The 20,126-nt window shown below is 34.2% G+C and carries 23 protein-coding genes; 21 read left to right on the top strand and 2 right to left on the bottom strand.

Annotated elements, in window-relative coordinates; all coding sequences use genetic code 11:
- From H8B04_RS15720 to H8B04_RS15660, 13 genes are all read left to right on the top strand, one after another.
- Positions 1-189: transposase (locus H8B04_RS15720; protein ID WP_190302959.1), on the top strand; the 189-nt coding region annotated here is incomplete at its 5' end.
- Positions 186-239 carry a hypothetical protein gene (locus H8B04_RS17530; protein WP_394354893.1) on the top strand — a complete coding sequence of 18 codons (54 nt, stop codon included), beginning with the start codon at positions 186-188 and terminating at the stop codon, positions 237-239. The genes H8B04_RS15720 and H8B04_RS17530, both read left to right, overlap by 4 nt.
- 475 nt (positions 240-714) lie before the next feature.
- Positions 715-1,242: a sensor histidine kinase gene (locus tag H8B04_RS15710; RefSeq protein ID WP_190302958.1), complete on the top strand. Its 528-nt coding sequence runs from the start codon at positions 715-717 to the stop codon at positions 1,240-1,242.
- Positions 1,243-1,551: 309 nt separating this feature from the next.
- Positions 1,552-2,625, top strand: coding sequence for an NADH-quinone oxidoreductase subunit NuoH (nuoH, locus tag H8B04_RS15705; RefSeq protein WP_190302957.1), 1,074 nt, complete (start codon positions 1,552-1,554; stop codon positions 2,623-2,625).
- A gap of 4 nt (positions 2,626-2,629) precedes the next feature.
- Positions 2,630-3,190 carry a 4Fe-4S binding protein gene (locus tag H8B04_RS15700; protein ID WP_190302960.1) on the top strand — a complete coding sequence of 187 codons (561 nt, stop codon included), beginning with the start codon at positions 2,630-2,632 and terminating at the stop codon, positions 3,188-3,190.
- Positions 3,190-3,738, top strand: coding sequence for an NADH-quinone oxidoreductase subunit J family protein (locus tag H8B04_RS15695; RefSeq protein WP_190302956.1), 549 nt, complete (start codon positions 3,190-3,192; stop codon positions 3,736-3,738). The genes H8B04_RS15700 and H8B04_RS15695 overlap by 1 nt, the downstream gene beginning before the upstream one ends.
- Positions 3,735-4,040: an NADH-quinone oxidoreductase subunit NuoK gene (gene nuoK / locus H8B04_RS15690; protein ID WP_165290469.1), complete on the top strand. Its 306-nt coding sequence runs from the start codon at positions 3,735-3,737 to the stop codon at positions 4,038-4,040. The genes H8B04_RS15695 and nuoK overlap by 4 nt, the downstream gene beginning before the upstream one ends.
- The gene (locus H8B04_RS15685) at positions 4,040-6,046 is read left to right on the top strand and encodes an NADH-quinone oxidoreductase subunit 5 family protein (protein WP_190302955.1); all 2,007 of its coding nucleotides are present in this window, start codon (positions 4,040-4,042) and stop codon (positions 6,044-6,046) included. Before nuoK ends, H8B04_RS15685 begins: the two co-directional genes overlap by 1 nt.
- A gap of 1 nt (position 6,047) precedes the next feature.
- On the top strand, positions 6,048-7,652 hold the full coding sequence (locus tag H8B04_RS15680; RefSeq protein WP_190302954.1) for a complex I subunit 4 family protein: 1,605 nt from the start codon (positions 6,048-6,050) through the stop codon (positions 7,650-7,652).
- The gene (locus H8B04_RS15675; RefSeq protein ID WP_190302953.1) at positions 7,652-9,145 is read left to right on the top strand and encodes an NADH-quinone oxidoreductase subunit N; all 1,494 of its coding nucleotides are present in this window, start codon (positions 7,652-7,654) and stop codon (positions 9,143-9,145) included. The genes H8B04_RS15680 and H8B04_RS15675 overlap by 1 nt, the downstream gene beginning before the upstream one ends.
- A 36-nt stretch (positions 9,146-9,181) precedes the next feature.
- Entirely contained in the window at positions 9,182-9,787 is a 606-nt protein-coding gene (locus H8B04_RS15670) for a DUF4254 domain-containing protein (RefSeq protein ID WP_165290473.1), read from the top strand.
- A gap of 5 nt (positions 9,788-9,792) precedes the next feature.
- Positions 9,793-10,812 (top strand): glycosyltransferase family 9 protein, encoded by a 1,020-nt coding sequence (locus H8B04_RS15665; protein ID WP_190302952.1) that lies wholly within the window; start codon positions 9,793-9,795, stop codon positions 10,810-10,812.
- Complete coding sequence (locus H8B04_RS15660) at positions 10,803-11,906, top strand: glycosyltransferase family 4 protein (RefSeq protein WP_190302951.1); 1,104 nt, start codon at positions 10,803-10,805, stop codon at positions 11,904-11,906. The genes H8B04_RS15665 and H8B04_RS15660 overlap by 10 nt, the downstream gene beginning before the upstream one ends.
- Here the strand turns inward: H8B04_RS15660 and H8B04_RS15655 are convergent.
- Positions 11,896-12,831: a glycosyl transferase family 90 gene (locus H8B04_RS15655; RefSeq protein ID WP_190302950.1), complete on the bottom strand. Its 936-nt coding sequence runs from the start codon at positions 12,829-12,831 to the stop codon at positions 11,896-11,898. The genes H8B04_RS15660 and H8B04_RS15655 overlap by 11 nt on opposite strands.
- A 316-nt stretch (positions 12,832-13,147) precedes the next feature.
- On the opposite strand from H8B04_RS15655, the gene H8B04_RS15650 reads away from it, so the two are divergent.
- The 8 genes from H8B04_RS15650 (at position 13,148) to H8B04_RS15615 (ending at position 19,855) form a co-directional block, all read left to right on the top strand.
- Positions 13,148-13,930 carry a glycosyltransferase family 2 protein gene (locus H8B04_RS15650; RefSeq protein WP_190302949.1) on the top strand — a complete coding sequence of 261 codons (783 nt, stop codon included), beginning with the start codon at positions 13,148-13,150 and terminating at the stop codon, positions 13,928-13,930.
- Between the two features lie 3 nt (positions 13,931-13,933).
- A complete protein-coding gene (locus H8B04_RS15645; protein ID WP_223815463.1) occupies positions 13,934-14,953 on the top strand; it encodes a glycosyltransferase in 1,020 nt (339 codons plus the stop codon).
- Between the two features lie 4 nt (positions 14,954-14,957).
- The gene (locus H8B04_RS15640; RefSeq protein WP_190302947.1) at positions 14,958-15,818 is read left to right on the top strand and encodes an alpha-1,2-fucosyltransferase; all 861 of its coding nucleotides are present in this window, start codon (positions 14,958-14,960) and stop codon (positions 15,816-15,818) included.
- On the top strand, positions 15,815-16,756 hold the full coding sequence (locus H8B04_RS15635) for a DUF6492 family protein (protein ID WP_190302946.1): 942 nt from the start codon (positions 15,815-15,817) through the stop codon (positions 16,754-16,756). Before H8B04_RS15640 ends, H8B04_RS15635 begins: the two co-directional genes overlap by 4 nt.
- 251 nt (positions 16,757-17,007) lie before the next feature.
- On the top strand, positions 17,008-18,315 hold the full coding sequence (locus tag H8B04_RS15630) for a site-specific integrase (RefSeq protein WP_190302945.1): 1,308 nt from the start codon (positions 17,008-17,010) through the stop codon (positions 18,313-18,315).
- Positions 18,303-19,034 carry a hypothetical protein gene (locus H8B04_RS15625; protein WP_190302944.1) on the top strand — a complete coding sequence of 244 codons (732 nt, stop codon included), beginning with the start codon at positions 18,303-18,305 and terminating at the stop codon, positions 19,032-19,034. Before H8B04_RS15630 ends, H8B04_RS15625 begins: the two co-directional genes overlap by 13 nt.
- A gap of 271 nt (positions 19,035-19,305) precedes the next feature.
- Positions 19,306-19,485 carry a MerR family transcriptional regulator gene (locus tag H8B04_RS15620; protein ID WP_190302943.1) on the top strand — a complete coding sequence of 60 codons (180 nt, stop codon included), beginning with the start codon at positions 19,306-19,308 and terminating at the stop codon, positions 19,483-19,485.
- Between the two features lie 4 nt (positions 19,486-19,489).
- Positions 19,490-19,855 carry a hypothetical protein gene (locus tag H8B04_RS15615; RefSeq protein ID WP_190302942.1) on the top strand — a complete coding sequence of 122 codons (366 nt, stop codon included), beginning with the start codon at positions 19,490-19,492 and terminating at the stop codon, positions 19,853-19,855.
- 95 nt (positions 19,856-19,950) lie between these two features.
- Here the strand turns inward: H8B04_RS15615 and H8B04_RS17525 are convergent.
- A partial coding sequence (locus H8B04_RS17525; protein WP_190302941.1) for an ATP-binding protein occupies positions 19,951-20,126 on the bottom strand: 176 nt, incomplete at its 5' end.

The following is a 20,126-nucleotide window of genomic DNA, read 5'->3' as shown; positions in this document are numbered from 1 at the left end:
GAATCTGATTTAGACCACATCCATTTTCTTATTCGTTATATCCCTCGTGTTTCAATTACTTCTATTGTTCGCAAGTTAAAACAAGAATCTACTTATTACATTTGGCGTTCACCACACAGGTCATTCTATTTAAACATTTTTGAAAAGAACATACTTTCTGCTCTGATGGTTATTTTGTTTGTTCAATAGGTGAAGCATCTCCTGATACTATTCGTGAGTATATTCTCAATCAGGGTTAGTCGCTTACATCCCACAGGCTAAAGACCTGTGGGTTTTACGCTCCGTTTTATAAATTTCAGTATTACACTTAATCTCGTGGCGGTTCTGGTGCTTAATCATAACAGAAAGTATAATTTTGCTAAGATTGTTCTATTATATTTTAATGCTTTTTCATTATCCTTATCAGGCTTTATTTATAAAAATCAATCGGAACCTTATTTATTAAGAATATTAATAGCTATAGCCCTTATATATAGAAATAAAATAACGCAGATCGTCTCATCAATCATTCTTAGTGCCATTTTTCTAGCTATAAAATTTTTCCCCTATCCATTTGAAGTAGATTTGCCAGTCACTCAAGATCGAACCATTTTAAATGTTTTAGGAGGTTTATGTTGTTTGATCTACATTATAATGCTGCAATACAATACACAAATTTCGATGAACAAGAAAATTCAACATTAACATTTGTTATTGCAAAAAAATAATGAGAATATGAAGAAGATCCTTTCCATTATCGCACACGATGTACGGGCTCCTTTAGGATCCATTCAAAATCTTTTGTTTCTATATAAAGAAAAAATTATATCCAAAGAAATTGCCACCGATACATTCGAATCTATTAATGATCGACTAGCTAATCTCGATAGCACACTCTTTGATCTCTTGAATTGGAGCTCCACTAGCCTTCCACGCTCTCAGGCCATCCCTCAAGATATCAACCTTCAGGAGGCTATACACCACTTATGCTTATACCAAAAATCCCAATTTGAGAATAAAAACCTACACATTCAGACGCATATTTCAAATGATCTACGAGTATTTGTTGATCCAGACCATTTAAATATTATTGTTCGCAACATTCTTAACAATGTCATTAAATTCTCTTTTAATGAAGGTGCAATAATCCTTTCTGCGCAAGAAGAAAAAGATCAAATCATCTTAAAAATACAAGACCACGGAATAGTATTTCGGAAGAGAAAACCAAAAACTTTTTTGAATCCGTTCAAACGCCCAACTTAGGAACGGCAGGTGAAAAAGGAACAGGATTTGGCTTAGTGCCTGTAAATGATTTAGTTCACAAAAATAATGGGCATATTTCCTAAAAAAGTAAGTTAGGTGAAGGTTCAACCTTTATAATCACACTTCCCAAAAGTAAGAAACTGCAGCAAACGGAGGTTTTAATCCCTTCTTGAATTATTGGAATTGAAATGACATATAAGCATAACGAAAAGCAATAATCTACTAATCTAGTATATTTTCATTTTTTATATTGCTTTTCCCACGTTTTGCGTATGTTTGTACTTAATAAGAATTAATCTAAAGAGTACATTGGGCGAAATTCTACTTCATATTCTTGTACCGATTGTCATTTTTGGCTTCATAGCTTTATTTACGCTTTTTGCAGTATATGCGGAGCGCAAAGTAGCAGGTTTTGTACAAGACCGTTTAGGTCCAATGGAAACAGGTAAATTCGGTTTATTACAAACCTTTGCCGACATCCTTAAACTCCTTCAGAAAGAATTAATTAACCCAGCTGCAGCAGACAAAATATTATTTGCTATTGCTCCGGTAATCATTTTTGTGGCGGTATTTATTGGCTATTCCGTTGTGCCTTGGGCTCCGGATTTTTTGCCAGCTGATACCCATACAGGATTGTTCTTTATTATGGCAGTCGTCTCTATCGATGCACTTGGCATTCTAATGGCAGGCTGGGGCTCCAATAATAAATATTCATTGTTAGGTTCTATTCGCGCTATTGCGCAAATGGTGTCGTATGAAATTCCAGTTGGCTTATCACTTATTGCTGCGGTGATGATTACGCAAACTTTGAATCTTAATGAAATTGCCATAAATCAAGGTGTTTTGAGTACAGAAAGTATTCATTTTTTAGGATTTTGGGATGTATCTGAAATTGGAGGTGTATTCGCTTGGAATATATTCCAAGCGCCACATCTAATTGTTGTTTATGTGATATTCTTTGTAGCAACCTTGGCAGAATGTAACCGTGCTCCTTTTGATATACCTGAGGCTGAATCCGAATTAATTGGTGGTTTCCATACGGAATATGGTGGTATCCGTTTTGCCTTTGTATTTTTAGCAGAATACGCCATGATGTTTTTGGTGGCTATGCTTGGCGTTGTAATTTTTTTAGGTGGTTGGAACACACCATTTCCAAATATTGGTCCTGTGCAATTAGCCGACTGGACTACAGGTCTTGTTTGGGGAATTTTTTGGACATTGTCCAAAACATTATTGATTGTAGGTGTTCAAATGTGGATTCGCTGGACTTTACCTCGTTTTAGAGCAGACCAGTTGATGAATTTATGTTGGAAAGTGATGATTCCTATTGCTTTTGCGTGCATGGCAATCTCGGGATTGTGGCGAATTTTAGTAATGAATTAAGGTGATTTTAAAAACTACCATACACGGATTTGCGACTGCGGTAAAAGGATTACTTTTGACCGTAAGTCACCTCTTTGGGGCTAAAAAATCACGTGAAATACGCGACATTCGCCAAGAAAATTATTTCGAAAAACAAGAAGGTGTTACGACGATTCAGTTTCCTCATGAAAAAATGCCTATACCTGAAATTGGCCGGTATCAATTACATGTAGAAATTGACGACTGTATCGTCTGTGATTTATGTGCGAAAGCATGTCCAGTGGATTGTATCGCCATTGAATCCATCAAATCACCTGAAGCAATTGGCAAAACTTCGGATGGTAGTGTAAAACGTTTGTATGCGGCACAGTTTGATATTGATATGGCTAAATGTATGTATTGCGGGCTTTGTACCGTGGTATGTCCTACAGAATGTATTACGATGACCAATCAATACGATCGCAGCACAACAAAATTAACCGACTTGATTTACGATTTTGGGGATATGACGGACGAAGAAATTAAGCAACGTAAGGAAGAATGGACACGTTTCCAAGCTGACAAGGAGGCAGCGAAAAAGAAATAATGAATTTAGAAGTGTTTCTTTTTTATGCTTTCGCTGTGTTAGCGATCGGTTCAGCCCTTTTAGTTGTAAGTTTGAAAAATACAGCCCGTGCTTTATTTTTATTCTTCATCACATTATTTTCCATGGCTGGGTTATTCCTGTTTGCCTTAGCAGATTTTGTGGCTATTACCCAAATAATGGTCTATGTAGGTGGTGTACTGATTTTGATGATATTTGCTTTTATGCTTTCCAACAAAGAGCTTTTGGCAGATTTACAAAATATTTCGGGTTCATTTATCAGTCTTCCGAACTGGCAATCATTGCTATTGGCTTTAGGTTTTTTTGCAGTTATTCTTTTGGGATTAAAAGAATGGAACAACGATATGCCGGATTGGATGCTCAGCAATATAAAATCTGGAGATATAATTTCCCCGAATGATAATAATATTCATCAATTGGGAATTAAGTTTATGACGCAATATGTCTTACCTTTCGAGGTAATTTCTATATTCTTATTGATGGCTTTGATTGGTGCTGCACACTTATCCCGAAAGGAGGATACACAATGATTACCTTAACTCATTTTTTGGTGGTTAGTGCATGTATTTTCTGCATTGGTTTGTATACTGTTATTGCGAAACGCAATGCTATTATGATTTTAATAGGCATTGAATTGATGATTAATGCAGCCATTTTAAATTTTGTAGCATTCAGCAAATACGATAAAATAAATTACGGAGGTCAGGTCTTTGCGTTATTCGCGATTGTATTGGCGGCGGCTTCAGTTGCTGTAGGCTTGGCAATAATCCTGAATGTATATAGACATTATAAAACAATTAATCCAGATAATATTACGGACTTAAGAGACTAATGAATTATCTACTCAACATATCACCTATCGTCGCAAGTATGCTGGTCGTACTTTTGCCTTTCTTGGCCTTTCTTATGCAGGCTTTATTAGGCAAAAAGTTTACTTCGGGTATCTTTTCGTTGGTTGCCATTGTGTTGAGCACAATTCTTTCTGGCCTGTTTGTTTTTGCAGAAGTGTGGAATGCCACTCCCCTACAGGCTGACTACAGTTGGTTTACAATTGGAGAAAAAACATTCTGTTTTGGTATTTTGTTAAATAACCTGACGGTATTGATGCAGTTTATTGTTTGCATCATTGCCTTACCAGTGCACATATATTCTAAATCCTACATGAAAGGTGATGCGGGGATACATCGCTATTGGATGTATTTAAGCTTATTTTGCTTTGCGATGTTGGGTTTGACCATTTCTAAAAATCTACTGATGATGTATATTTTTTGGGAATTGGTAGGTTTTGCTTCATACTTGTTGATAGGATTTTGGTTTACCAAAGAATCGGCAGTACAAGCGAATAAGAAAGCCTTTTTGATTAATAGGATTGGTGATTTGGGCTTCTTAATAGGTTTGGCTATTCTATTCAGCACGTTTGGCACTTTAGATTTAGTTGAAATATTAGGAAAAGATGGCTTGTTGTTCCAAGAAGTAATAGATCACAACTCGGGGTTAATCACGGGCGCAGGAATTTGTTTCTTCTTGGGTGCCATGGCAAAATCAGCTCAGTTTCCATTACATCTTTGGTTGCCTGATGCGATGGAAGGTCCTACATCTGTTTCTTCATTGATTCACGCGGCGACAATGGTTGCAGCTGGTGTATTCTTATTAAGTTCCATTTTTCCGTTATTCAATTGCACTGTTTTATTAATCATTGCTATAATCGGAACAATCACAGCGATTACGGCAGCAATCTTTGCCTTAGGACAATACGATATTAAAAAAATATTAGCCTTTTCTACCATTTCTCAATTGGGTTATATGATGGTAGCCGTAAGCATTGGCGCTTGGGATGCGGGAATGTTTCATTTGGCAACGCATGCCTTTTTTAAATGTCTTTTGTTTTTGAGTGCTGGAGCTGTGATTCACGAAATGGCACATTTAAAAGCACATACACATCAAGATTTTGACCCACAAGATTTACGCAATATGGGCGGACTTCGTCAATATATGCCAAAAACTTTTCTCTTGATGAGTTTGGCCTCATTAGCTTTGGCAGGTTTTCCGTTGACATCAGGATTCCTTTCCAAAGATGCCATTGTTATTTCTGCTTTTGAATGGGCTTTGCAACAAGGAGATCTGTATTTAGTAGTTCCAATTATTTTGGTTCTAGTTAGTATTCTGACTGCATTCTATATCGGAAGATTGATTTTCAAGGCTTTCTTCGGAACATTACGTGTAAATGCTGACCATGCTCATTTACACGATGCGCCAAAAACCATGTTGATTCCAATGGCTTTCTTAGGTATTTGTTCCTTATTCATTATATTTTCTTGGAATCCATTTTCGTATGCGAATGCTGCGATTTTAAACGTATTAGTTGTTAATTATACATTCCCTGAAATTCATTTTTTACATACGATAGTACCTGTTACTTTAACTGCTTCTGCTCTACTCAGCTGGTGGATTGGGTACAATTGGTACGTAAAAGGTAAATATCCATTGAATGCTAGTAGTAGTTGGATTCATCTGGCACAAAATCAATTTGGCATGAATGAATGGATGATGAAGACATTCGTAAGCCCAACAGTGAAGCTTGGAAAAATCAGTTTTTGGTTCGACAAATATATCGTAGATGGTTTAGTGAATGGGGCTTCATACCTCATAAAACAACTAAGTGGATTGATTACGTGGATTGATAAATATATAGTGGACGGAATTGTAAATGCTGTGGCTTATCTAGCCTACGAATTGGGCAATGCACTTCGATTTGTACAGAACGGTAGATTACAAAATTACTTAGGATTCACATTGACGATGGTTTTGATTGGAATAATTTATTTGATATTAAAATAAAATGGGATTACTCTCACTACTCATATTTTTGCCTCTGCTGGCAACAGTTTTAATTCTGTTGTTGCCAGCGACCTTGCGCCAAAGCTATAAGTACATTGCATTGGGATTTACTGTGGTGCAATTTGTTTTGTCAGGTTGGTTATATAGCCAATTTGATAACGCTGCCACGGGAATTAATCAAGCAAATGGTTTTCAATTTTTGGAACAACTTCCTTGGATTCGTTTGGACTTAGGAAGTTTGGGACAATTGGAAATTGATTACTTCGTGGGAGTCGATGGAGTTTCTCTTCCTTTATTAGTACTAAGTGCTTTTGTCATGCTAATGGCTATCGGAGCATCTTGGAATATTACTAAAAGTACAAAAGGTTATTTCTCGCTATTGATGCTGTTGAATATGGCAGTAATGGGTATTTTCTGTGCTTTGGACTTTTTCCTATTCTACATTTTCTACGAAGTAATGTTGCTTCCGTTGTATTTCCTCATCGGAATTTGGGGTGGCACCAATCGCGAATATGCTGCAATTAAATTCTTTATCTATACCTTGTTTGGTTCAGTTTTCATGCTGTTAATCATTGTAGGATTATATTTTTCTGTAGTAAATCCTGAGACAGGAGCAAATACATTCAATATGCTGCATATGATGAATCCAAACAATTATGTGGATGGTTCATTCTTCGCTTACTTGAACAATTATTACGAAGTGTTGGGAATCCCAGCACGTATGTTGGGCTTTATTGTGTTGTTTATTGCTTTTGCGATAAAAGTTCCTATCGTACCATTACATACTTGGCTACCAGATGCACACGTGGAAGCGCCTACTCCAGTATCTATTATACTTGCAGGTATTTTGTTAAAAATCGGTGGATACGGTATCATTAGAGTATGCTATAGCATATTCCCTGATGCCGCGGCAGATGCCAATTGGTGGTTAGGATTAATCGGCGCAGTATCCATTTTGTATGGTGCGTTGAATGCTTTAGCACAAAAAGATTTAAAACGTTTGATAGCTTACTCCTCTGTTTCGCACATGGGTTTTGTGCTATTGGGCGTAGCTTCCTTGACGGCTGAAGGTATATCTGGTGCATTATTCCAAATGATTTCGCACGGATTTTTATCGGCAGCCTTGTTCTTCTTAGTGGGCGTTATTTACGACCGCGTACACGACAGATATATTTACAATTTCCGCGGATTAGCGACACATATGCCAGCCTATACTGGATTTGTAGCTGTAGCTTTCTTTGCGTCTTTGGGTTTACCAGGATTCTCTGCATTCATCGGTGAAGCTTTTGTTATCATCGGAACATTTAATGCAGAATCAGTAGGCACAGGAATTCCTCGTTGGATGGCTATAGCAGGTTCGGTAGGGATATTGTTGAGTGCAGCTTATTTGTTGTGGACTTTGCAACGCATGTTCTTCGGACAAACACGTTTCAAAGGTGGAGAAGAATGGGCAACTTTATTGACAGACGTAAATACGCGCGAACGAATTATTTTGTTCCCAACATTAGCTTTAGCTTTATTATTAGGTGTTATGCCATCGTTGGTATTTGACAAAATGAATGCAACAGTTCTTAATTTAGTTTCATTGGTTTCACAGTATCTATAATGCAAGATATCAACATACAATTACCGAGCATACTAGATCAAGTCCTTCAATCCATCCCTTATTTCAAGGCGGAATTGGCATTGATCATCGCTTTCTTGGGGAGTATTCTAGCGACATTGTTTTTAGATAAAGCGTGGAAACAAAGTTCCTTTCTTATTACTATTATTGGTATCATAGTATCTTTTGTGTTATCGACACAGCAATTTGGCCAACCTCAAAGTGGTTTTTTCGGAATGTTAATCGTAGATAATTTCTCTGTGTACGCTCGTGGAATAATTCAAATCGCTTTATTAATCTGTGTAATTTTTGTACAACAACATTTCCAAAATAAAAAATTCGGCAAAAACTTAGGTGACGTCTACAGCATTTTACTTACGGCTGGATTGGGTATGAATATTTTGACGATGACCAGTAATTGGTTGTTGGCCTTTATCGCGATTGAAACTGTTTCTATAAGTTCATATATACTCGTAGGTTATTTTTCGGAGAATAAAAAACAATCCGAAGCTTCGATGAAATATGTACTCTTTGGTTCGGTATCCGCTGCAATAATGTTGTATGGTTTGTCATTACTCTATGGCTTTACCGGAAATTTAGATTTCACCTCTTTTGAACATATTCAAGGCTTAATTGAAGCGCCAAAAATTCTTTTATCTATTGCTTTATTGTTTATGTTCGTGGGTATTGGGTTCAAACTGAGTTTTGTTCCATTTCACATGTGGGCTCCTGACGTGTATGAAGGCGCACCTACTCCAATCACAACATTTCTATCCACTGTTCCTAAAATTGGAGCTTTGGTTTTATTAGCTCGTTTATTTGAAGAATGGACCTCTTCGTCCTTCTTTTTCTCAGAATTAGTATTGATTCTAGTAAGTGTGGCGTCTATAGTGACTATGCTAGCGGGAAACTTAATTGCGCTTCGTCAGACCAACATCAAACGTATGATGGCGTATTCTTCCATTGGTCATACTGGATTTTTGTTAATGGCTTTGGTAGGAAATTTAGCTTCAGAACCTCAAGTTTTGTTATTTTATATCACTGTATACACGATAATGAATTTGGCAGTATTCGGACTTATCGATACTTTAGAACAAAAAATTGGAAGTGCACAATTGGAAAATTACCAAGGATTGGGTAAGCAATTCCCGATTCTTTTTAGCGTATTTACCTTACTGGGTATTTCCTTAGTGGGCTTACCTCCTACTGCAGGTTTTATCGGGAAACTTTTTGTCTTTACTTCTATTTTTGATTTATTCCAATTCAACAATAACAGATACTATTTGATATTATTGGTTGTAGGTGCATTGACTTCCGTAATTTCACTATTCTATTACTTCAAAATTCCTTTGTTTGCTTTTCTACGTAAAGGTGAAGCTGTAAATATATTACCCACGAAATCTACGTGGATTGTCTATATTATTTCGATTATTTTAGGGTTTTCCACTTTAGTATTAGGAATTTTTCCGTCAATTTTATTATCTCTCTTCAAATAGAAACATTCGGGTTATCTTAATTCGTATATTTGTCTTATGATTAGTACTACAGCAAATTCTATCTTTCAACGTGCTATAGCAGATTATCACGTTTATGACGCCATTGATCATCCGATTTCAAATCCTTATGAGTCTAACTCACTAGAGCATTTATTGTATTTGAAATGTTGGATTGACACTGCGCAATGGCATATGGAAGATGTGGTACGTAATCCAGAAATTGATCCAAAAGACGGTTTGTATTGGAAAAGACGTATCGATAAACAGAATCAAGTACGTACTGATACAGTTGAGTATATCGATAGCTACTATTTGCAAAAATTTGCTGAAGTAAAACCTTTAGCAGCTGCTAGCATCAATACCGAAAGTCCGGCATGGGCTATTGATAGGTTGTCGATTTTGGCATTGAAAATCTATCATATGGAGCAGGAAACTCACCGTAAGGATGTGGACCAATCTCATATTGATTCATGCCAACAAAAGCTTGATATACTTTTGGAACAACGCAATGACTTATCTCAAAGTATTGACGAGTTATTGGCTGATATTGAAGCGGGCAAAAAATATATGAAAGTGTACAAACAAATGAAAATGTACAACGACCCGAACTTAAACCCAGTACTTTACAGCGCTCAAAAATAACATATATGAAGCGTATCATTGTAACTCGGTTTTCAGCAATGGGAGACGTTGCTATGGTCGCTTCGGTTCTCAAAGAATTTCAGAAACAACACGACGACACCGAAATTATTATGGTGTCCAGAAAATTATTTTCGGCATTCTTTGAGCATATACCTCGTGTCAAATTTCATGCTTTTGATCCTAAGCACAAACATAAAGGTTTAGGTGGTATTTACACCCTCTTTAAGGAATTAAAAGTTTATAAAGCAGAGTTTGTAGCTGACCTGCATAACAATATTCGAAGTCGTACTTTGGGTTTTTTATTCAAAATTGCAGGCTATAGAACCCAGATTTTGGACAAAGGAAGACAAGAGAAAAAAGAACTCACACGCGCTGAAAATAAAATTAAAAAGCAACTCAAATTGACAACTGAACGCTATGCTGATGTGTTTAGAAATTTAGGATTTGCGATTAATTTAAGCCACACTTTACAAAAAGAACACAGACTTATTCCAACAGAATTATTAGGATCATTAGCATCTGACAAGAAAAAAATTGGAATAGCCCCCTTTGCACAACATAGCTATAAAGTATTTCCTCTATCAAAAATGGAAGAGGTTATTAAGAATCTATCTGAAACTAAGCAATACGAATTTTTCATATTTGGTGGTGGCGCTTCTGAAAAGGCTATCGCGGAAAGTTGGGAACAGAAATACAAACAGGTAAAAAATACAATTGGTAATTTTACGGTTTCGCAGGAGTTGGATATCATTTCTCATTTAGATTTAATGATTAGTATGGATAGCTCGGGCATGCATATGGCTTCTTTGGTCGGCACCAGATGTCTTTCTATCTGGGGTGCTACCCATCCGTATGCCGGTTTTTTAGGTTTCGGACAGTCTTACGAAGATTGTATTCAAGTCGAACATTCCCATAGACCTTCATCCGTATATGGCAACAAACCTTGTGATTGTGATGGTGTAGAAGCTATAGATTTAGTATCTTCAGAAATAGTAATTACTCGAATTCAAGAAATATGCGCATAGGTTTTGATGCTAAAAGATATTTTCTAAATAAATCGGGATTAGGAAACTACAGTCGTGATTTGGTTCGCATTCTAGAAACTTACTATCCTGAAAACGAGTATATCAAATTCACTCCAAAAATTAAGGGACCTAGTTTAGGTGATAAAACAATAAAACTTCCTAAAAGTAGACTTCATAATTTATTTCCAAGCGTATGGAGGAATAACTGGATTGTCAATGACCTGGTAAAAGACAAAATAGATATTTTTCATGGGTTATCCGGAGAAATACCTATAGGGCTATCCAAAAAAGGTATAAAGTCTGTGGTAACTATTCACGATTTAATCTTCTTAAAATTTCCAGAACTCTACAAACCAGTAGATAGAGTAATTTACAATCGTAAATTTAAGTATGCGATATATAATGCAGATAAAGTTGTTGCTATTAGCGAACAAACTAAACGTGATATTGTAGAATTTTACAACTTTCCTGCTGAAAAAATAGATGTAATCTATCAAGGATGTCATCCTGCATTTAAACTCCAAAAATCCGCTACCGAAAAAAAAATATTTCGCAAAAAATATAATCTCCCTGAAAATTTTGTTCTGAACGTAGGATCTATAGAACCTCGTAAAAACGCCTTTCAGATTGTAAAGGCAATGGAAAGCATAGATGTACCATTAATTATTATTGGCAAGGAAACCAAGTATGCTGCAGAAATAAAAAATTACATTATCGAGAAAGGTCTCCAACATAAAATACAATTGCTTCAAGGCTTTACAATGGAAGAATTATCGACCATTTACGCTATGGCTGAAGTCTTTGTTTATCCTTCAAAATATGAAGGATTTGGAATTCCTATAATTGAAGCTTTATATAGTGGCACTCCAGTTATCACGACTAATTCAGGCGTGTTTCCAGAAGCTGGTGGTCCTTTTTCTTACTATATAGACCCAGAGAATACTGAAGAACTTCGCCACGCTATTCAATCTGTTCTTGAGAATTCAATGATGCGTCAGGAAATGATCACGAAAGGTTTAGCATTTGTCCAGCAATTCAACGATGATAAAATTGCTGCACAATGGAATCAAGTATATACCGATCTTATCGGGTAAATTTGAAATATTTATCCAAAACCATTAAAGAAATTAATTTCTCCCGCTTATTATCTTTAAACTGCTCCACATATTTATTTGCATTTTTAATGATTTCCAGAGCTTTATCGGTATGAGTAATATAGTATTTTAATTTTTCTTCGAGATCCAAATAATCATCTTTTATACAGATATAATGCACATTAGGAATTAGTGTGCCTTCCATAAACCATGTCTCAAATTTTGGTTTTGGCATGACTGCAATAGAATTGGAAGACATAATCCATTTGAGGTTAGTGGCTACGTCATTACCTTCTAACGCCAAAATAAATTTATATCCTAAATGCCCCGCGATAGATAGAAAATCTTTATCGGATTTTCGAGCCGCCTTTTTCAGATTACACAGCGCATGATCTTTATACAAATCGTAAAACCTTGCTCTATGGGCCTGTCCAAAACCACTTCTACCAACTAACATATTTTTCTTTTGTAAGAAAGAAAAATCGTCTTTTATGAAATTAAAATGTCGGGCTTTGTCCAGATTTAAAAGCACAGAATTAGCGTTTTCCCCATCAATTGGTCTGCTTTTTACTAGTGCTGGAAAACTGGGAACATGGGTAACATCACCCGGAATGATTTCAAATCTATTATTCCCATTGAAATATCTTAAATATTCTATACTGTCAAAATAATATACTCGAATTTTTTTAGGTATTTGATAATTTTTTATTTGTATGGCAGACGAAGACAGAGATCTTTCTGAACCTAACTTATTATAATAATTGACTCGTGAATGAATATAACTATCATTTGGACTATCATTCAAAAATCTATTTCTATAACTTCTGTAAACACTAGCAGGAATAAGACCACGTACCAATGCTTTTATATAATAACAAAGCTTATTATTTTTATTACCAAGAAGAATCCGTTTAAGATTGAGCATAAAAGATATTTTTACAAGTAAAAGTACGCAAAACGAAAAAAATAATCTATTTTCGCTTCTTAATAAGACTATTAACTGGATTTACTGCCATTTGTGTCTATTTCATCAGGCAAATAAAAATCATATAATGAGTAATTGATTGGCTCACATAAATGTTTACATAATAAATAAGTGTTTATAGTGAAAAATAAATTTAACCCAAAAGAAAGGTGTATAACATTTTTTAACACCATCAGTTATAAATATAAACTTTTAAAGTGTAACATTGTTGTATTTATCAACGTTATAGTTGCAGTTACGGACGAAAATATTTTGTATGACGATATCTTTACTTATTTCTACCTATAACTGGCCTGAAGCTTTAGAATTAGTTTTAGAAAGTGTAGGACTTCAAACATACATTCCTGATCAAATTATTATTGCGGACGACGGTTCGGATTTGCGTACTAAAATTCTAGTAGATTATTACTCACATATACTTCCTGTTGAACATATTTGGCAAGAAGACAAAGGTTTTAGAAAAACCTTAATTCTTAATAAAGCTATTGCAGCTTGTACTTCAGACTATGTAATTGAAGTAGATGGTGACATAATTTTAAATAAACATTTTATCCAAGATCATCTTAATGCTGCTGAAAAAGGATATTTTGTGCAGGGATGTAGAGCTATGTTAGGCGAAAAATTAAGTCAAAAAGCATTGAGCTCACGAAAAACCTATTTTAGTGCATTCACAAAAGGAATGGTTACACGCTTTAATGCAATTCGTTTTCCTGCTTTATCTTTTATTTTCAAAACAAATCCTTATTCTTCCCACAATGTGAAAGGCTGTAACCTTGCATTTTGGCGTGAAGATTATGTTCGCATCAATGGATACTTTAATGGCTTTGAAGGTTGGGGTTGGGAAGATTACGAATTTGCAGAGCGCCTTATAAACTCCGGCGTGAAAAAGAAAAGATTGAAATTTGCAGCTATTGGCTATCATATATTCCACAAATTGAGCTCACGGGCGAATTTTCGTCCCAATGAATTGATATACGAAGAAACAGTAAAAAATAAAATCTGGCATCGATCTCCTGGTTTTCAAGAAGTGGCAATGTAATCTATGGTATATTTGAAAAGAGAAATCGGAATATCCATTATTTTATGTTCATATAACGGAGAAAAAAAACTTCTGCCGACATTAAGGGCTATTTATCAACAAAATGTACCCCAAACCATCCATTGGGAAGTACTTTTTGTGGATAATAATTCCTCAGATAATACGCTCAAAATTGTTCACGAGCATCAAAGCCTTTTTTCTCAATCTGCAATTCCATTACATATCTTAAAAGAAAATAGGGCAGGGAAATTTCACGCTCTTAAGAAAGGTATTTCGGAAGCAAAATATAGCTATTTTATTATTGTAGATGATGACAATTGGTTGGCTGAAGACTACGTCGAGAAAGCTTTCCAACATATACATGCTAATCCAAACATTGGTGCAATAGGCAGTTACAGCGAAGCTGTATTTGAAAATGTACCACAGGAAATTCCTAAATGGTTTACCAAAAATAAAGAACGTTATGCTGTAGGTGAACAAGGAAAGGACGGTAACGTCACTTCTCGGAAACATATATGGGGAGCAGGTATGGTTTCCAGAACAGATCTATATGAACAATTATTCGCGCAGCATCCCTCCCTCCTGTTTGACAATGATATTGAGGATATTTACGTTGCCGAGGACACCGAATTTTGCCTGCGCTTAATTCTAAAAAAATACGAACTACACTATTACTCTGACTTAAAAATTAAACATTTTGTACCGGATGATCGTTTAAGCTATGAATATTGTCGGAATTTAAATCAAAAGATTGAAAATTCTTTCAAAATAATAGACTTATACCACGGTGTGAGTAAGTTGTTGAGTAAAAAATATCAAAATCCTTTTGAAAAGAAACGATTAAAAATAATGACCCTCCTACGTTATTTTTGTACTTTGAATAAAGCAAAGAAGCAACGTAACAAAGTTTTAATGGGCTTTTTATATCCTTCTTCAAAATTCAGGAATAAATGTATAGCGAGATTGGATGCATTTTTGAAAGATAATTCATTAGTGAATCCCAATGTGGAAGACCATTATTAATACTATGAAAATTGTTAAAATACATGCTGGGCTAGGCAACCAAATGTTTCAATATGCATTGGTACAAGCTTTGCAAAAATTTGGTCACAAGGTAAAAATAGACTTTTCGGAATTTGAAGTATATAATATCCACAATGGATATGAATTAGGACGTGCCTTTAATATTCACATGACGCATATTACGAAAATGGAGCAAAAACTATTTTATGGCCGCCGTCAACGTATTGGTTATCGTTTATTACGTTTTCTTCTTAATACCAATAATGCATTTTATATAGAAAAACCGGAGTTTAACTTCTCGGAGGATACACTCAAAAATCAAAAACACGCCTATTTAAGTGGTTATTGGCAACACCATAGTTATGTAGACCTCGTTGAAGATGAACTTCGCACTAATTTTATATTCTCCTCCACTACCGGACAACGCAACCAAGAATTGGAGGCTATATTACAAAATACACCAAACACAGTATCTATACATGTAAGACGAGGTGATTATTTGCAACATCCGACTTTGAATGGCATTTGCGACAAAGCTTTTTATGAAAGAGCAATTGCACATATAAATTCAAATATTGAAGATCCCATTTATGTGTTTTTCTCGAATGATATTCCTTGGTGCAAAGAAAATTTCAATTTTCCAAATGCGATATTCGTCGATTGGAACACTGGAGATAACAGTTTTAGAGATATGCAAATGATGTCCCTATGTCATCACCATATTATCTCTAACAGCAGTTTTAGCTGGTGGGCTGCGTGGCTAAACACCAAATCTGATAAAATGGTAATAGCTCCTACATCTTGGATCAAAGACGAGCAGGCTGATCCAAAGGCATTATTATTACCTGAATTTGTAAAACTATGAGGGAGGAGCCTTTCGATATCGTCCTCTGTGTAGGTTCCCAACATGCGGATATTGCGTATAAGACTGTATTGGGCATACTCACTTATTTTAATTATGCCAACATATGGATAATATCCAATCCAAGGACTTTGGATAAACTTAAGCTTACTCTTCCTTTCAACAAACAGCTAATTTATTTGGAAGAAGACAAAATTATTCCTGAAGTTAGTCTGGAAAAGCTTAAAGAATACTTTAAAAGAAGAGACGCTCAACCTTCGCGTGCCGGTTGGTATTATCAGCAATTTCTAAAAATGAGCATGAGTCTTCACTGCCAGTCTACACATTATTTAATATGGGATGCTGATACAATTCCTTTAAGAAACATACAATTCTTAAATAAAAATAAATCCTTGATTCAGACAAGCTCTGAATATCATCGTCCGTATTTTGATGTAATAAAATCGCTTCTTAATTTAGATAAATTAATTCCTAAATCATTTATTACGGAGCATATGATGGTTTCTAAAGCTATCATGAAAGAATTGATAGGAACTATTCAAAACACAAACCAAAAGCAACACTGGGTATTCAACATATTAAGCTTGATAGACAAAACCAATCTGTCACAATCAGGTTTTTCGGAATATGAAACATATGGTACATATGCTTTAAGCAATTACTCTTTTGCAATTCAAATTAGAGATGAAAATTTAAGAAGCTTTCGATCCGGAACACGAGTTTATACTCCAAATCCTTCTTTCAAAAATTTAGAAATATTGAAAAAATTGAATTATGATTATGTTACATTTGAAGTTTGGGATAACCACAGCAAGAAAGCCACTTCAAAAAACAAGAAATTAGCTGAGTTATACTATATAGTTTTAAAACTAAAGCTTACACCTCTAGCTAATATGATTTTGAAACATTTCGAAAAGAAAATCAAGAAAATAATTGAATAAAATAAAAATCAAAAAGTCCAATCTTTCGATTGGACTTTTCAGCTGCAGAGAGGAAGGGATTCGAACCTAATGATATCGACAGATAGCGAATGACAACAAAAGACACAATAAAATCTAATTATCAACACATTAAAGCATATCACAATCTATCTACAATTATCAGTTGTTACATATTATTTCACAAAAACAAACCCCTAAACATTCCCCCCTTTTATATTTATTTTATATATTTGATTGTATAATCAATAAGAATGGCGAAGTGTACAATCAATATAATCCTAAGAACCGATAAGCGAAACACCGATGGTAGACATCCTATAATTGTTACCGTATCTGTAGCAAATCAGCTGAAGAAGTTATCTACTGGAATATCGCTATTTCCTGAACAATGGGATGCTAATTCGAAAGAAATTAAATATTTGAATAGAAAAATGTCCAAAGAGCTGCTCCCACACTTAGATTTTGACCTTCTACCCACTTTGGAAGACACCAAAACAAGAAACACAAACCTTAAGGCAATTGTATCTAATATTGAAAAAATAGCCCAACGTTTTAATTTGGACAACATCCCTTTTTCATCAACGGAGATAATTGAAAATTACAAACGCTTATACTTAAATAAGGGAAAGAAAGAAGAATCTGAAAAACACGTATTTGATTATATTGACAGGTACATTGAAGAAAACACTTATACCAGGGCAAAAGGAAGCTTATCTGTTTATAAAGCATTAAAAAACCATCTGCAATCTTACGAAAAGAAAAAGAACACTAAGATACGTTTTGAAAGAATGACCTACGAGTTCTTTAGTTCTTTCCAAAACTTCCTAATAGAACATGTCACAGAACAGGGAAAGACTTTAAACAACATAACCATTGCCAAACAATTAAGCACGCTTAAAACGTTTTTAAACTACGCTAAACGAAGTGGAATAAAAGTTAGCGATGGATACAAGGATTTCGTAATTAAACGTCAGAAATTAGAGGTAGTAGCCCTTACAGAGGAAGAGTTTTATAAAATTGTCAATTTAGACCTATCTCATAGTAAAAGATTGGATCAAGTTAGGGATGTATTCGTCTTTGGTTGTATGGTCGGATATAGATATTCTGATTTAAAACAATTAAGTAGATATCACATAAAAGGTGACACCATTTACCTTACTACAGAGAAAACAAAAACTCCAATCATTACTCCATTAAATGATATTGCGTTAAATATCATAAACAAGTATGGTAATAGAAAAAAGCCATTACCTATTATATCAAATCAGAAATACAACAAATACTTAACAGAAGTATGCCAATTAGCATGTTTGCACGAAGAAATTGAAATTATTCGATTTAAGGGAGCTGAAAAAATTGTTAATGTCTATCCGAAATGGCAGCTAGTTACTGCTCATACATCTAGGAAATCATTTGCATCAATGTTAATCGCAAAGCAAGTTCCCTATCAAGTTATAATGGCACTTGGTGGATGGTCTGATTTTAAATCTTTTCAACGATACATCAAAATTGAAGAAGACACCTTAAAAAACTTTATAACCTCTGCATGGAAACAATAAATAAAGAATTCGAAAAATTTAAGTGTTTTAATTTTAAAAAAGTTAATTATAAGGGATTAGATTATCTAACATTAGAACCTATCACTTTTAATTATGCCATTTTTAAAAATAAGCCTATAAATAAATTTGAATTGGAAATTGCACCTTTTATCAAGCTTTATTTAAAATTATTAAACAATTTTGATAGAGATGTGAGAACAAGCTTCAAAGAAGAAAAATTCTTCTTAGATGAAAAGAATAAAAAGGTAAACGTAATTGTTAGACATTTTAAAAATATTCGAAGTAGCGCTAATAAAACAAACATTGATTTCAATTTACCTATTGAAAAAGGTTATTATTTAAGTTACTATCTAATAAGTGATTTAATATATGAAATTATACAACGTATAACTATTCTTCAAAACCTTAATTATGAAGCTAAGCCATATTTACGATCAAAAAAAACTATTTTAGAAGTAGCTAATAGTTTTGAAATATTTCAAATAACATCTAAACTTTCTGAAATCGAAAACTTAAAAATTAGCGAATGGCTAGGTATTTCTCAAAATAGAATAATTCACAATGATACTTTTTATAGTCTTAACATTTTGAATGATAATTTTTGCTTCGACAATGTTATTAAACCAAAGGCTAAAGATGATTTTGAAAATGGTATAAAACATTTTGTATTGATGATCCAGAAACAGATAAACTTGATGTTATTTTATACTTCAAATTAATGAACAAAAAGGGTTATTTTATTATAGAATTAGATATTGAACAACTTCACAAAGTCACAATAGATCGGACTAAAAGACAAATTTCTTTCAATTATTTTAAAAATAATGGGCGTAGAAAATTTGAAGATTGGCTAGATGGCAAGCCTAATGTCCCCATTTTTAAATCCAGTAATTAACAATAATGACTTTCTAAAGTTTCCAGAATCTTTAGAACTTCTTTAATTTTCTAAACCTATCCTATGTTTGCTATCGTAATCTAAAACGATATATTATGAGCAAACATTTCATTGATACACATGAGCTATTAGAAGTATTAGCCATATCTCCTGCTACATTAAATCGCTATAAAAAACGCGGATTGATTCCTTTTATTAAACTTGGAAATGTACACCGCTATGATTTAGAAAAAGTAATAAAAGCCTTAGAATATACCCCTTCTAAATTAAAATAAAACTATGCGAAAAGTAGAATATAAAATAGCAAACGTAGATCAAATCAAAACCCCTAACCACGTTTTGGAATTAATTGCATTTTTTAATACTTTATATCAACTAAAATTTTTTTTGTTACTTATAAAGTATCTACAAGATCTTTGGAACAAAGAATTTATAAATTATCAAGCGGGTTTAAAAGTAATTAATAATCAGGAAGCTCTAATAATAAATATTCCTATGTCACAAATTTGTAATCCATCTGAATACGGAGATGTAAAAGAAGCAATAATTAAGATGGCTAAAATTATTTGTGAAATTAAATACAAAGAATTTTGTGAGTATAAAGTATGGTATGGTAGTCTATTTTCTGTTAGTATTTCTGATTGATTATTCCGAACAAAGTACACCAGCTGTTCCGCTGTAAAGTACACCAGTTTTAACCAATAATTTGGACTTATTGCCACTGGATTTATAGTTCAAACTTAGTTATTTTTTTTCTTTCTTAATGATTTTCCTTTCAAAGGTAATCTGTGGGCACAAGCTGTCAATCTGTCCATTATAGCATCACTCAACGTTGGTTCATTAATGAAATCATACCATGCTTCTACCGGTAATTGAGAGGTGATTATTACGGAGCTATTTCCATATCTGTCTTCCA

Origin of the sequence: Sphingobacterium litopenaei, assembly GCF_014692495.1 — a bacterium.
Lineage (GTDB): Bacteria > Bacteroidota > Bacteroidia > Sphingobacteriales > Sphingobacteriaceae > Sphingobacterium > Sphingobacterium litopenaei.
Note: the sequence above shows the minus strand (reverse complement) of the source record. Positions and strands in the feature narration are given on the sequence as shown.

Excerpts from the sequence above, each read along its gene's own strand:
- H8B04_RS15665 (WP_190302952.1), top strand. The coding sequence starts at position 9,793 with ATGAAGCGTATCATTGTAACTCGGTTTTCAGCAATGGGAGACGTTGCT.
- H8B04_RS15635 (WP_190302946.1), top strand. The coding sequence starts at position 15,815 with ATGAGGGAGGAGCCTTTCGATATCGTCCTCTGTGTAGGTTCCCAACAT.
- H8B04_RS15630 (WP_190302945.1), top strand. The coding sequence starts at position 17,008 with ATGGCGAAGTGTACAATCAATATAATCCTAAGAACCGATAAGCGAAAC.
- H8B04_RS15640 (WP_190302947.1), top strand. The coding sequence starts at position 14,958 with ATGAAAATTGTTAAAATACATGCTGGGCTAGGCAACCAAATGTTTCAA.
- H8B04_RS15615 (WP_190302942.1), top strand. The coding sequence starts at position 19,490 with ATGCGAAAAGTAGAATATAAAATAGCAAACGTAGATCAAATCAAAACC.
- H8B04_RS15655 (WP_190302950.1), bottom strand. The coding sequence starts at position 12,831 with ATGCTCAATCTTAAACGGATTCTTCTTGGTAATAAAAATAATAAGCTT.
- H8B04_RS15675 (WP_190302953.1), top strand. The coding sequence starts at position 7,652 with ATGCAAGATATCAACATACAATTACCGAGCATACTAGATCAAGTCCTT.
- H8B04_RS15685 (WP_190302955.1), top strand. The coding sequence starts at position 4,040 with ATGAATTATCTACTCAACATATCACCTATCGTCGCAAGTATGCTGGTC.
- H8B04_RS15680 (WP_190302954.1), top strand. The coding sequence starts at position 6,048 with ATGGGATTACTCTCACTACTCATATTTTTGCCTCTGCTGGCAACAGTT.
- H8B04_RS15650 (WP_190302949.1), top strand. The coding sequence starts at position 13,148 with ATGACGATATCTTTACTTATTTCTACCTATAACTGGCCTGAAGCTTTA.
- H8B04_RS15695 (WP_190302956.1), top strand. The coding sequence starts at position 3,190 with ATGAATTTAGAAGTGTTTCTTTTTTATGCTTTCGCTGTGTTAGCGATC.
- H8B04_RS15620 (WP_190302943.1), top strand. The coding sequence starts at position 19,306 with ATGAGCAAACATTTCATTGATACACATGAGCTATTAGAAGTATTAGCC.
- H8B04_RS15670 (WP_165290473.1), top strand. The coding sequence starts at position 9,182 with ATGATTAGTACTACAGCAAATTCTATCTTTCAACGTGCTATAGCAGAT.
- H8B04_RS15625 (WP_190302944.1), top strand. The coding sequence starts at position 18,303 with ATGGAAACAATAAATAAAGAATTCGAAAAATTTAAGTGTTTTAATTTT.
- nuoK (WP_165290469.1), top strand. The coding sequence starts at position 3,735 with ATGATTACCTTAACTCATTTTTTGGTGGTTAGTGCATGTATTTTCTGC.
- H8B04_RS15710 (WP_190302958.1), top strand. The coding sequence starts at position 715 with ATGAAGAAGATCCTTTCCATTATCGCACACGATGTACGGGCTCCTTTA.
- H8B04_RS15645 (WP_223815463.1), top strand. The coding sequence starts at position 13,934 with ATGGTATATTTGAAAAGAGAAATCGGAATATCCATTATTTTATGTTCA.
- H8B04_RS15660 (WP_190302951.1), top strand. The coding sequence starts at position 10,803 with ATGCGCATAGGTTTTGATGCTAAAAGATATTTTCTAAATAAATCGGGA.